Below are 12,452 nucleotides of genomic sequence, written 5' to 3' on the forward strand. Positions count from 1 at the left end.
CCCCGCGGGGACGGACCGGCCGCAGGCGTGCGGTCGCATTCACGCGCGGGTCTCCTCGGGCGCCGGGGTGGAGGCGCCGTCGGGGAGCGCGGCGAGTGGGCGGCGAGGGCGCGGACGGCGGAGGGAGGCAGCAGTCGCCTGTGCGTCGGGCGAGTTGCACGAGAGTGGCGTCGCCGATCATGCGAACCAGGTCGCCGCCCAGCATTCGGCCCAACCCCGCGCCTGTACCTGGGCGACCACGGCGACGCGGCCGACCCGTACGTGCCCCGATGCGCGCCGCGCTCACCAGCGGCCGGTTCGGCATCACCAACGGGGTGATCGGCCGCCCGTCCATTGCGCGACGCTCGCCGCAGTTTTGGTCCGTCACAGGATCTGGATGGCGGCAACCCTGGGCGAGCGGTTCGGGAAGGTGATGTCGTGCCAGCGCTCGATCTTCACCGAGTCACCGTTGACGTCGTAGTAGATGAGGTCGTTGTTGCCGGTGGAGATCCGGTCGACCCACCAGCCGCCGAAGTCGGTCCTCCCGGCGTTCGCGTAGCAGTCGACGCTCTCGCGGCCGTCGAGGTGCGACCAGATCTTCAGGAAATTCTCACCGCCGACACACTGGACGTGGTCGATGGCGTAGGCGTTGCCGCCCGGCAGACCGAGGGCGAGCGTAGCCGCCGCGGCGACCGCCACGGCCATGGAACGCGCGATCCTCTTGCTCTTCGAGATCACGAAGGACTCCCCTTTTCACACGAGGATCGGCGCAAGCCCCGACCCTGTCGGCGGCGTCGCGTCATGACGCAACGGTGTTCCGTCGAACCGGCAAACGACCGGCTTCCCACCAGGCCGACCCCTCACGGCGTACCCAGCAAGGCACAACCGGAGGAACCAGAAACCAACGTAATGGTTTTGCCTGGCGTTCGAGCCGTCCGGCCGCAACTTCACCCGTTCGTGGGGCCCACGGTCGGCGGGCCACACATGAGGTCCGCCGACCTCGCTCGTCAATGTCCGGGAAGAGAGCTCACCGAACACATCGACGCCACCTTCGCCCACGCAGGCATCAACGTCACCACCACGCCCTTGTGCACTGCGGCGAAACGACACTGGCCGGTCTCGTCCACTCGGGACGAGGCCGGCCGGTCGAGGCGGGTTGTGCGGTTACACGTCGTACGGCAACGTCCAGCGTATGCCGGGCTGTCCGACGCAGTCCCACAGCTGGGCACGGGCGCCGTTGGACCTGGAGGAGTTCTCGATCTCCAGGCACCGGTTACTGGTCCAGCTGACGATCTCCGACGACTGGGTGTCGGACTGCCAGAAGAACGCCCAAAGGGCGCCTTCCTGGCCGACGCAGCTCCACTGCTGGACGCGAGCACCGTTGTAGCCGTTGGAGTTCTGGACTTCCAGGCACTTGCCGCTGTTCTTGTTCACGATGTTGTAGAGGCCGTTGGACTGCCGCACCGGATACCAGTCGTCGCCGCGGCGGGAACTGCACGACCACTGTTGGACACGAGCACCGTTGGCGGTGGAGGAGTTCTCGACTTCCAGGCAGAGGCGGCTGTTCGTGTTGACGACACGATCGAAGTCCACCGGACCGGGGGCGGCCCCGGCCGTGGAGGTGCCCGCCATCATGAGCAGGCCTGCTGTTGCGCCGAGGATGCCGAGTGAACGTCTGCCCAGCCCCATGGTGGTTCCTCACTGTCGGATTCAGGGCATGCCACAGGCCACTCACGGGCGCGTGATGGGCCTGTGAGGGTGTGGTGTGCCCCGCGAGGTGGTCGGTCGCAGCCTAGGCGGCGACGGTACGGGGCGCTGTCCAGATCGCGCGGGGCATGGTCGGCCGTTGCGGCAGCCGAGGTCGGTGTCCGTCGCCGCCGGCACCGCCAGACGGCGCCCGTCGGCCGTCGGCGGACAAGGCGGCGATGACGTAGTCGTTGCCGACGGTGATCCGATTGTCGCCACTGCGCTGGACGACGAAATCCACCCGTCGCCTCGCGGACGAGTTGATCCGGCAAGGCACCGGATATCCGCGGACACGGTCGTGGACCTGCTGCGGACGGAGGGCTTCGGCCTGCAGGCGAACGTCAAAACGCTGAAGGGGAGGCAACGCTTCGACCGGGAGCCGCAGTTCCGCTACCTCAACGGAGCAGGTCCGTGAGTACCGGGATGCGGGACAGTCGGAGATCAGATCACAGCTTGGGGTTTCGGCCCATGCGGTGCAACAGCCGGTCCTGTGGCGATCCGTCGTCGGCGGGTTCCCCGTCCGGTGCCGCGAAGAAGCGATTCGTCGTTTCGACGGCGATGGGGGTCTCCATCAGGCCCGCGTAGATCTCGTCGAGGTGGGAGTCGATCCACCCGACCAACCCCGCATCCAGGGCGTCGTCGACGCCGATCGCCCGGGCCAGGTCCCACGTGTGGATCACGCTGTCCGTGGTTCGCACGGCGATTGCCTGCTGCCCGCTCACCCGGCCCAGCGGATAGTCGAGGACGCGCTCCAAGGCGCCGGGCTGTCCGAACGCGGCCGCGCATTCGCGCACCGATCGGATGTACGCGGCGACCGGGTCCGCACCCAAGGCGTCCTCGTCGCGGAGCCGAATGAAGTCCGCGCCGGCGCCGCCGTGAAGGAGTTGCACGTAGCCGACGTTCCCCCGGGTCATGTGGTTGACCAGTTGCCGTACGTTCCACTCACTGCAGGGGGTGGGCCACGTCCACTGTTCCGGCCGCACCATGTGCAGGCGCCGCTCGAATTCTCGGCCGGCGAAGACGAATCGGTCGATGGGTTCCTCGCTTGAGTTGAGCACGCATCCCAGCATGGTCGCGAAGGTGGCCCATGGCCGGCGGAAATCGGACATCGCTCCGTCGATTGCCTGGTTCGGCGGGCGTTGCGCTGCCAGGGCGCAGCGGCGGTGCCTCGGGTACCGGACTCGGTGTGCAACGTCGATGTCTTCGTGGACCTCAAGGACGGATCCCGGTCGAGCGCGACTGTCTTCACGGTCGCCGAAGTCGAAGATCCTCCAGCAAATCAGCGGTGACTGACCAGGCCACGGCCCGGCTTCATGAAGCGGCCGGTCAGGCCACTTCGGTCTCCCGCCCGATGGCTTGGAGGCGGTTCCGGAAGGGGCGGGTGCCGGTCAGCTCGTCGTAGACCGACAACGGCTTTTGCCCTACGTACCCGACCGCGTCGCCGCACTACCCGCAGCACGGCCGCTGCCGGTCGGACCCGGGTCAGCCATTACGGACGCGGAGAGCATCACGCAGTACTGTTCTTCCCTGGAAACCGCAAACGGTGAAGTCACCGGCCCAGCCTAGAAGTCTCGTACGGACCTCGGGGCCTGTTCCCGCCACACGAACGGCGGGTAGCGACCGCATCGTTTCGACGGCGAACCGCACACAGCCGAAGCGGGCAGCGCCGGTGAACGTCGGCCATGGGATCCGACGCTCGCCTGCCTCGCCGAGGCGGTGGTCCGCAGGGCGTGCGGGGCTTGTACGGTGGATTTCGTGACGGCTGACGCGTTTCCCGACCCGACCGCGGAGTTCGAGGCGGAGCGGGGGCGGTTGTTCGGGATCGCGTACCGGATGCTCGGATCGGCGGCGGAAGCCGAAGACGCCGTACAGGACGCTTACCTGCGCTGGCATGCGGCCGATCGGGGCTACATCGACGCGCCGGGAGCGTGGTTGGCCAAGGTGCTGACGAACCTGTGCCTCAACCGGCTCACGTCCGCACGGGCGCGGCGCGAGGAGTACGTCGGGCCGTGGCTGCCCGAGCCGGTGCGGACGGACACGGGGGCGCTCGGGCCGATGGAGACCGCCGAGCAGCGGGACGCCGTGTCGATGGCGATGCTCGTGATGCTGGAGCGGCTGTCGCCGCCGGAGCGGGCGGTCGTGGTGTTGCGGGACGCGTTCGCGTACAGCCATCGGGAGATCGCCGAGGTGCTGGACTGGCCCGAGGCCAACTCCCGGCAGACCTACCGGAGGGCCAGGCAACATCTCGCGTCCGGTCGGCCGCGCTTCGAGGTTCCCGCGGAGGCGCGGGCCGACCTGTTGGCGCGCTTCCTCACGGCGGCGGCCGAGGGAGCGCTCGAGCACCTGGAGTCGCTCCTCGCGGACGACGTCACGGCGTGGTCCGACGGGGGCGGCAAGGTATCCGCGGCGACGCGCCCGATCTCCGGCCGCGACAAGGTGGCCAGGTTCCTCATGGGTCTGGTGGAGCGCTTCTCGGCCGGCATGGAGTTCGGCTTCGCCGAGGTCAACGGCGATACCGCGCTGTTGGGTCGGGAAAGCGGAGTACTCACGACGGCGGCCGTGGTGGAGGTCGGCGGGGAGGGTATCGCGGGCGTGCGGATCGTCCGGAATCCGGAGAAGCTGAAATTCCTCGAAGAACAATGCCGAGAGTTGTCACATAACGCGTAGCCGCCCGGTTCCCAGCTGACGAGGGCGACGCCGCGGCGGAGCGACGTCCCCGGATCGAGGAGGAACGATGAGCGAGAACGTGATCCTGGTGACGGGCGCGACCGGTGTACTCGGGCGTGAAGTGCTGGATCGGGTACGCCGTACCGGCCTGCCGGTGCGCGCGATGACCCGCAGGGCGACGCTGCCCGAGGACCCGGGAGTGACCTGGGTGACCGCCGACCTACAGACCGGTGCGGGCCTCGATGCGGCGTTCGACGGTGTCGCGACGATCATCCACTGCGCGTCGGACACGCGGAAGCCGAAGCACGACATTCCCGGCTGGCGGCACCTGCTGGACGCCGCGAAGCCGGCCGGAGTCGGGCACATCGTGAACATCTCGATCGTCGGCGTCGACCGAATCCCGTACTCCTATTACAAGATCAAGGTCGCGGGTGAGCAGTTGCTCGCCGAGTCCGGCATCCCGTGGAGCAATTTGCGCGCGACGCAGTTCCCGGACTTGCTGAACGCGGTTTTCGGCGTGCTGTCCAAGGCGCCCTTTGTCCTGGTCCCGTCGAGGACCGTGTGCCAGCCTGTCGATCAGGGCGAAGTGGCCGACCGACTGGTCGAGTTGGCCCAGGGCGCACCGGCCGGGCGGGTCGCGGACATGGGCGGCCCGCACATCCACCAGGCGGCGGACCTGGCACGTTCGTGGCTGAAGGCGGTGGGCAGGCGGCGGTGGGTGTTGCCTGTGCGCGTCCCGGGCAAGGCGGGCGCCGGGTTCCGCGCCGCGGGGCTGGTCACGCGGGAGAACGCGGTGGGCGTCAGGACGTGGGAGGAGTACCTCGCCGCCAAGGCGACCCGCTGAGCGCGACGCGATATTCGGCACTTGCCGTCGTGACGGCCCGCTGCTCCGCGTCGAGGGCATCGGCGTCGCGTCCGGGCCGCCTGCCATCGGCGGGGCTTGGGAAGGGCCGTCCCGGCCAGGGGGAGGCCATGAGGCTGTGACCGATTGTGTGCCGAACCCGCCCTCGCCGGGTCGATGCGGCGAACCCGGTCGTCGTCCATGTCGTCGTCGGGTCGACCTGCCTGGCGACCCGCGTCATGGTCGAGACCGTCCCGCCGCTGATCGGCGGACGGCTGGGTCTGCTCACCCTGGGGGAGCATTCGGTGCCGTCCGGGCCGGCCACTCTGCCGGCTGCGGCGGTGCCGGTCCGGTGGTCGTGCCGCGCGTCGTGCACGGGGAGAGGATCGGTCCCGACCCCACCGACCGCCGCGAATTCCAAGAGGCGATGTCCGGGGGCAGGGCATGCGGGCCCGCAGTGGGGAGCGGGCCGCTCGGACCGCCGCGAGCGGCGCGTGGCGGATCCTCGCGTCAGCTGGAGGCCCGGCGTTCCCGACTGTGCGGGTCGTCGATCTCGGTCCACTCGGCGTCCATGCGCATCGTGGTCCTGCGGTCGTTGTCGTACGGAGCCCAGCCCGGGTCGCCGGTCCCGGCGAAGCGGATCCAGGCCTCGTGGACCCGGGCGGCCAAGTCCGTGGGCGGCTTCTCGGGGCCGAGCAGTGCGTTCGGGCCGTGCAGTCGGGCGAGGCCTGCCAGGTCGAAGACGAAGGGAAGCTCCATCGCGTGGGTGGCGCCCAACTCTCCGTCCAGCGCCTCGGAGCGCCACGTGAACTCGTAGCGGTAGGTGCCCGACGAGGGGTGCTCGGCATGCGCGGAGGCCATCGCCCGACTGCCCGCGCCGAACAGCGCGTCGCCCATGATCGCGGAGCGCAGCGCGCCGGGGGACGCCTCCGGACGCGCCGCCCGGTACACCTCGACGAGTTTTGCCGGGTCGGGGTGCGAGGCGGCCGCGGCCGCCTCGACGTCGGCGTCGGTCGAGGTGGAGTACTTGCCCACGGGGGCCAGATAGAGGTTGCCCTCTTCGGAGTTGGTACCGATGAGCAGGTCGACGTCGGCGCTCAGTCCGGCGGCGACGGCCTCGGCGGGCTGGATGTCCATCCAGGACCAGGCTGAAAGGGCTGAGCCCGATCAGCGGGTCGCCGTGCGTCTCGGTCTCGAGGTGAGCGGCGTCCGGGTGCTGCGTGCCGAGGGGAGCGAGTCGGAGGCGAGCCTCGCGTTCTCGGGTCTGCATCAACTGCTGCACCCGGTCGTCGGCGCCGTGGGCCGGCTGCCCGAGCGGCAGCGCGCGGCACTCTCCGGTGCCCTCGGTACAGGTCCCGCCGAGGGAGGGTCCGACCTCATGCTCATCGGCGTCGCCCTGCTGGGCCTCCTGTCGGATCTGGCCTGCCGGCAGCCGCTCCTCCTGGTGATCGACGACGCCCAGTGCATCGACCGGGCCTCCCTGGACGCCCTGGCCTTCGCCGTCAAACGCCTGGATGCCGAGCCGGTCACGCTGCTCATCGGCGTACGCACCGGCGATCCGCTCCCCGCACTCGACCGGCACTGGCCGGTCCTCACCCTCGACCCGCTCGACACGGCCGCCGCGGGACGGCTCCTCGAACATCAGCCGCAGAGCCCCACCGGACGCGCCAGGGACCGGGTCCTCGACCAGGCAGGGGCAACCCCCTGGCCCTGGTCGAACTGGCCCGGGCCGCCACCGCACCCGGCAGCGACCCCGCCGGGCCACTGCCGCTTCCCGAGCAACCGGAGCGGCGCCCGCCGGCTCGGCGACGACGCATCACCCCGGCTGCGTGCGCTGATCAGCCGGGCCCGCGCGCTGCTCGCGGACCCGGAGGACGCCGAACCGCACTTCCGGGAGGCGCTCGCCGACCCGGCGCTCGAACACTGGCCGTTCGAGCGCGCCCAGACACTCCTGGACTGCGCCGAATGGCTGCGCCGCCGCCGGCGCATCGCCGAGGCACGGTCGCTGCTCACCGCGGCCCTCGAGACCTTCCAGCGTCTTGGGGCCCGTCCGTGGGTGGAGCGCGCCCGGGCGGAATCGCGCGCCGCAGGCATCGATGTCGCACACCCCAGCTCCGATGCGCCGGCCGAACTCTCCCCGCAACAGCGGCAGATCATCAGGCTCGCCGCTCGTGGTCTGACCAACAGGGAGATCGGCGAGAAGCTCTTCCTCTCGCCGCGCACGGTCGGTTCGCACCTCTACCGCAGCTTTCCCAAACTGGGCATCACCGCCCGCTCGCAACTGCGCGACCTCATCGAGGGGACGCTCGTGACGACCTCGGGGCAGCCGGGGTGATCGGGCGCCGGGCGGCGGCAATCACCCGACGCATACCGCGCGAGGGGACGCCGGACCAGACTGGCCTCAAGGCGATCGATCGAGCGGCGGCCCTTCCAGTGGCCCCCTTCTCCATCACCGGTGCCTCGGCAAGGTGCTGGAACTCCTGCACCCAACTCTCCTCGGAACTGCCGGCACCGCGCATTCAGGAGACCGCCCTCGGGGTGGTGTGCAAAATCCTCGCCGCGGCGCTCGTCGTACCGTTGACTGTCCGGCGGATCGGCGACGACCGGCTGAGAGAGTTCCTCCTTGCCCTCAACCACGCGGTGCGGCGCACGGTGGACAGGTTGGACCAGGGCGCCGCCGACCCGCAGTCGGTGCAAGTGTCGGGCGTACAACCTGTGGACGGCGGCGATCGGCACCCAACTGCCAAGCCAACACACCGATCTCATCCTGAAACGATCGGTAAGGGGTTCGGGCCGCCCGCCGGACGGACAGCGCGAAATGTCCAAGCACGCCGGACTGTTTGTCCAGGTACGGGAGTTCGGCCGGGCGCAGACTGTGCGCAGACGCGGAGCGCCCCCACCCCCTACGCTCTGCGGACCGCACGGTGTTCGATGTCGACGAGGGATGGGGCCACCAGCGGCTACGAACCGGGTTCGGTGCCACCCCCTCCCGGCTGTGGCGCTTCCCGCTCTGCCTCACCCCCGCCGTCGCTCCCTCGCGTGGTCCGCCGGCCGGCTTCGGCGCCCTCGGCGAAGGCCCCGGCGTGGCGTCGATCCCGATTCGGATGCGGCAGCACTTCACTTTGACTGAAGCGACTTCGCCAGGGGCGACTGGGTGTCCATGGCGCCGGAATCGGCGTCGTCCACGCAGCCACCGTGCCGGCCGGGCGCAGCCGACCCGAGGCGGCTACTCCGAGCGCATCGAAATCGGCGCGGTCGCCGAGCCTGTCCCGAAACGGGGACGGGTCGGCTTCGGCGCCGGCGATCTCACATCGCCATGTGGAACAGCTCCAACTGGATCCCATCCGGGTCGCGCAGGCACAGCACCGCGCCGAAGTCCGTTTGTTCGATGGGTGAGTTTGTCACGCCGAGGGCGGTGAGTCGTTCCTGCCAGGCATCGAGTTCGGCGCGTTCGGCGACCGCGAAGGCGAGGTGGTCCAGGCCGGCGCGGCGCGGGTCGAAGTCGCCGCCCTCCCGGTCGTGGTGCTGCTGGAGGCCGAGCGAGAAGCCGCTCTCGTGGACGCAGATCCGTTCCACGAAGGCGGGATTCTCGATCGTGGTGATCTCCACGAAATCGAGCACCGAGGTGTACCACGCGACGCTCGCGGCACAGTCCGCGACGGACAACGAGATGTGCGAGAAGCCGGTATGCCGGGACATGAGGGTTCCTTGGGCAGAGCGGAAGATACTCTGGTTCGGAGTATCGAATCGGATTCGGAACGTACTCCGGACCGGAGTATGTTTCAAGGCATGCCGATACCCGACTCCCGCCCGCTGACCACGACTTCGTACGCGATCCTCACCCTCCTCGCCGTACAACCCTGGACCCCGTACGAACTGGCCCGCCAGCTCGACCGCAGCATGCAGTGGCTGTCGTCGCGATCCGCGAGCGTCGTGTACGAGGAGCCCAAACGCCTGGTCCAAGCCGGTTTCGCGACCGCCGAGCAGTCTTGGACCGGCCGCCGCGCCCGCACGCACTACGCCATCACCCCGGCCGGCCGCGACCGGCTCGCCGAATGGCTGGCCCGCCGCAACCCGGAACCCGACACCCGGGAGAGCGACCTGCTCCGCGTTGCCTGCGCCGATCAGGGCGAACTCGCGGATCTGCGTGGGACGTTGGCCGCGTTGCGCGCCGACGCCGAGGACCGCCGGGCCAAGGTCCTGGCCCGAGTGGACGAGTACCGCGAGGACGGCGGCCCCTTCCCCGACCGCCTCCCGGTGATCTCGCTGATCACCCGCCTCTTCCTCGAACAGGCGGAGGCGGCGGCCCGCTGGGCGGCCTGGGCCGAAACCGAGGTCGAGACTTGGCAGGGCGTCACCCCGACCACCGGCGCCCGTCTCCCCGACCTCGCATTCGACCCGGATCGGCCGCTGCCGTAGATCTCCTGACGCTATGTCAGGAATTGCGGCCGGGGCGCGGCGCAGCGGATGGCGTGGCGCCGCGAAGCCCGGTGCCGAGGGCCGGCCACCTCTTTTACGTGTCTCCGTAGACGAGCTGATAGCTCCGAATGGCCTGGCATCCTCGCCACGACGCCGACGGAGCCCACCCACTGGCTCCGCAACGTCGTCCGCCGCACCCTGAGTGCACCCGACGGGACGGGCACCTGACAGGTCTGCCGCCGGGTGGCCCCGCCGCGCGCGAAACCGCGCGGACGAGGTGCCGATCGTGGAAGGAACGCTCGTGCCGATCCGCGATCGGCAGTTCGCACGGCGCTCGCGTGTCCGGCCATGGCAGGCGGAGCCGCTGTCCGGGTCGCCGACCGGCCGACCGTTGCGGGCTCGTGCCGGGCGTCAATACCGGCGCGCGGTGATCAGCCAGGCGCGGGAGTCGAACCAGACGCCGTCGCCGGTGTCGTGCGCATCGAGGGTCGCGCGCAATTGATCGAGTGCGCGCTCGGCGGACGCGGCGCCCAGGCCGGTGAGCAGGTTCCGAGCCATCCGCAACCGAAGTACGGCCGCACGCGCGCGGTCGGCGTCCGGGCCGTAGTAGACGCCCTCGCGTACGTCGACGACATCCACCGCGGTGAAGCCGGCCGCGGTCAAGATGCCGACTGCGAGGTCCGGATCGGCCAGTGCGAAGGCGGCGTCGACTCCACCGGCCGGCGTCGACACCTTGCGCCCGGGCGCGAGCGCCGCCCCGATCGCGGCGTCCCAGTTGGAGCCCGCGGCTCGATTGCGAAACGCGATGATTTCTGATCGATTCATCGCCCATCGCAATGATCCCCGCCGGCAGATCCTCGCCGCTGGTGCCGGTGCCGGTGGTGTTGCGCTGTGAGCGGTGCGGATCGTGACGTAATCGATCGGCAATGTCCCACTGTGGCTGATCGCCGGCTTCGGAATCGAATCAGCAAGATTGCTATAGTCTCCGGCACTCGTCACCCATTCGGGTGGTCTCGGCCGGGTTTGGCACTCGGTGAAGTCCGACGTCCGACAGCGGAAGGGGCGCACCACAATGGCCCGGCACAGATGGCCCGAAGATAGCCAACCGCCTCGCGCCACCCGCCCGTGGCGGCAGCGTGGGCGGCATCGCCAACCATCGAGTGTGGCCGTTGCCCCGATCCTCGCGGCGGTCGCCGTCCTCGGCGTCGTCGCCGGCACCACCGCGCTTGGCCGAGCCGACGGGAGCGGTGACCAGCACGTGGCCGAGGCCAAGCGGGTGCCCTCGCCGCCGACCGTCGCTGATTCGCCCCCGTCCCCGCCGACCGCCGGCTCGGATGCACCCCCGTCCCCGCCGACCGCCGGCTCCGATGCACCCCCGTCCCCGCCGACCGCCGGCTCGGATGCACCCCCGTCCCCGCCGACGACCGACGCAGAGTCGACTTTCCCGTCGTCGCCGATCACCGAGGCGGGCGGTCGGCCCCCCGCGAGCGTGCAATCGCCCGCTGTTCCCACCACTGTCGACGACCGGTGGGGCGGGCAGTCTCCCTCGACCCTTGTCCGTGACAGGCCGTGGTCGCCACCCCCGACGCGTGCCATCGCCGGTGCGGGATCGACGCCGTCTGCGGCCCCTGCCACCAAGGCGATACCCACGCGGCCCACCGACTCGACGACGCCGCCACCTGCGCCGTCGACACGCCCGCCGCAGCCGCCCCCTTCCGTCTCCACATCCGCGCCCGCAACCGGTTCGAAGCCATCCACGAACGACGACTCCGCAGCGTTGGAGGAGCGCGTGCTGACCCTTGTCAACGTGGAACGGGGCAAAGCCGGCTGCGCCCCCGTGCGCAACGACGGCCCGCTTCGTAAACTCGCCGCAGCGCACAGCAAGGACATGGCGGAACGCGGCTACTTCGCGCATGACACCCCGGACGGCAAGAGTCCGTGGGACCGGGCGGCGGCGGCCGGGGTCACGAACCTCGCCGCGGAGAACATAGCCCGCGGGCAGGCGACCCCCGAGGCCGTGATGCAATCCTGGATGAACAGTTCGGGGCACCGTGCGAACATCGTCGACTGCGGTGCCACCTCGCTCGGCGTCGGCGTGTACATCGGTTCCGGTGGCCCATGGTGGACGCAGGACTTCGGACGGTGATCGGCAGGCACCGCGACCGCCGAGTCCGGTTGCGGTGCCGCGGGCGTTTCGGCTTCGCGGGGACTCCGTTCGGACAAACCGCGGCCGCTCCCGAGGCATGACGAAGGTGGCCCTGGCCCCCGCGAGGGGAGGCGGCGGGAGTCGTCGTGAGTACTTCGAACCACCCCGTAGGCCCGGCCTGACGGCCCCGTGCGGCCCGAACTCGGCTGTGTCGCCCGTTGTTTCGTGGGGCGTCGATCGCGGGCCCGCACCACGGTGCCCGCTCCGGAACCGACATCGGTTCCCGCGCCGGTCCCGCCGGCGAGGATCTGCCGGGGATGTACTGGCTCACGCACGGCGAACTCCACCAGGTCGCGGCCAGTTCCGCTCCGACCCTGGGCGAGCCCGGGCGGCGGGCGTTGGAGCCTTTCGACGCGGACCTGGCCCACGACGATCTCCACGACACGACCGGGGAGGCGCGCGGAGCCGTGCAGGGCCTGGTTGTCGTGGTGGAGCTCGCCGATGACGGTGGCGGCCGCGCCCACCTTGGCCGGCACATCCGTGCGCCGGCGGCGTTCGAGTACATGTACCCATCGCCGAGGCGCCGGTCGAGCAGGAGGTTCCTGTGACGTCCGCAACACGATCCCGGCAACCCTCCGACACCGACAGAACACC

The 12,452-nt window shown here is 70.2% G+C and carries 11 protein-coding genes and 2 pseudogenes; 7 read left to right on the top strand and 6 right to left on the bottom strand.

Features of this window, described 5'->3' with window-relative positions; translation table 11 throughout:
* Positions 1 to 363: 363 nt before the first annotated feature.
* Positions 364 to 717 (bottom strand): beta/gamma crystallin domain-containing protein, encoded by a 354-nt coding sequence (locus tag ABZS54_RS17940; RefSeq protein WP_355536293.1) that lies wholly within the window; start codon positions 715 to 717, stop codon positions 364 to 366.
* Between the two features lie 426 nt (positions 718 to 1,143).
* Positions 1,144 to 1,668, bottom strand: coding sequence for an RICIN domain-containing protein (locus ABZS54_RS17945; protein ID WP_355536296.1), 525 nt, complete (start codon positions 1,666 to 1,668; stop codon positions 1,144 to 1,146).
* Between the two features lie 266 nt (positions 1,669 to 1,934).
* Here ABZS54_RS17945 and ABZS54_RS17950 point away from each other — a divergent pair.
* Positions 1,935 to 2,125, top strand: a pseudogene (locus tag ABZS54_RS17950) (ISAzo13 family transposase); the annotation flags it as partial.
* Between the two features lie 46 nt (positions 2,126 to 2,171).
* Here ABZS54_RS17950 and ABZS54_RS17955 read toward each other — a convergent pair.
* Complete coding sequence (locus tag ABZS54_RS17955) at positions 2,172 to 2,783, bottom strand: TIGR03086 family metal-binding protein (RefSeq protein ID WP_355536299.1); 612 nt, start codon at positions 2,781 to 2,783, stop codon at positions 2,172 to 2,174.
* A gap of 688 nt (positions 2,784 to 3,471) precedes the next feature.
* On the opposite strand from ABZS54_RS17955, the gene ABZS54_RS17960 reads away from it, so the two are divergent.
* Together ABZS54_RS17960 and ABZS54_RS17965 are read left to right on the top strand one after the other, a co-directional pair.
* On the top strand, positions 3,472 to 4,392 hold the full coding sequence (locus tag ABZS54_RS17960) for an RNA polymerase sigma-70 factor (RefSeq protein WP_355536302.1): 921 nt from the start codon (positions 3,472 to 3,474) through the stop codon (positions 4,390 to 4,392).
* Positions 4,393 to 4,459: 67 nt separating this feature from the next.
* Entirely contained in the window at positions 4,460 to 5,236 is a 777-nt protein-coding gene (locus tag ABZS54_RS17965; RefSeq protein WP_355536305.1) for an NAD(P)H-binding protein, read from the top strand.
* A gap of 507 nt (positions 5,237 to 5,743) precedes the next feature.
* On the opposite strand, the pseudogene ABZS54_RS17970 reads toward ABZS54_RS17965, so the two are convergent.
* Positions 5,744 to 6,431: pseudogene (locus ABZS54_RS17970) on the bottom strand (carboxylesterase family protein); the annotation flags it as partial.
* A gap of 180 nt (positions 6,432 to 6,611) precedes the next feature.
* On the opposite strand from ABZS54_RS17970, the gene ABZS54_RS17975 reads away from it, so the two are divergent.
* A complete protein-coding gene (locus ABZS54_RS17975; RefSeq protein WP_355536430.1) occupies positions 6,612 to 7,568 on the top strand; it encodes a LuxR C-terminal-related transcriptional regulator in 957 nt (318 codons plus the stop codon).
* Positions 7,569 to 8,539: 971 nt separating this feature from the next.
* Here ABZS54_RS17975 and ABZS54_RS17980 read toward each other — a convergent pair.
* Positions 8,540 to 8,932 carry a VOC family protein gene (locus tag ABZS54_RS17980; RefSeq protein ID WP_355536308.1) on the bottom strand — a complete coding sequence of 131 codons (393 nt, stop codon included), beginning with the start codon at positions 8,930 to 8,932 and terminating at the stop codon, positions 8,540 to 8,542.
* 90 nt (positions 8,933 to 9,022) lie between these two features.
* Here ABZS54_RS17980 and ABZS54_RS17985 point away from each other — a divergent pair, with 90 nt between their 5' ends.
* Positions 9,023 to 9,652 carry a PadR family transcriptional regulator gene (locus ABZS54_RS17985; RefSeq protein WP_355536311.1) on the top strand — a complete coding sequence of 210 codons (630 nt, stop codon included), beginning with the start codon at positions 9,023 to 9,025 and terminating at the stop codon, positions 9,650 to 9,652.
* Between the two features lie 411 nt (positions 9,653 to 10,063).
* On the opposite strand, the gene ABZS54_RS17990 is transcribed toward ABZS54_RS17985, so the two are convergent.
* The gene (locus ABZS54_RS17990) at positions 10,064 to 10,477 is read right to left on the bottom strand and encodes a hypothetical protein (protein WP_355536314.1); all 414 of its coding nucleotides are present in this window, start codon (positions 10,475 to 10,477) and stop codon (positions 10,064 to 10,066) included.
* A gap of 964 nt (positions 10,478 to 11,441) precedes the next feature.
* Between ABZS54_RS17990 and ABZS54_RS17995 the strand changes: the two genes are divergently transcribed.
* Entirely contained in the window at positions 11,442 to 11,798 is a 357-nt protein-coding gene (locus tag ABZS54_RS17995; protein ID WP_355536317.1) for a CAP domain-containing protein, read from the top strand.
* Positions 11,799 to 12,115: 317 nt separating this feature from the next.
* A complete protein-coding gene (locus tag ABZS54_RS18000) occupies positions 12,116 to 12,406 on the top strand; it encodes a hypothetical protein (RefSeq protein ID WP_355536320.1) in 291 nt (96 codons plus the stop codon).
* Positions 12,407 to 12,452 lie beyond the last annotated feature (46 nt).

It is taken from the genome of Embleya sp. NPDC005575 (assembly GCF_040605455.1).
Lineage (GTDB): Bacteria > Actinomycetota > Actinomycetes > Streptomycetales > Streptomycetaceae > Embleya.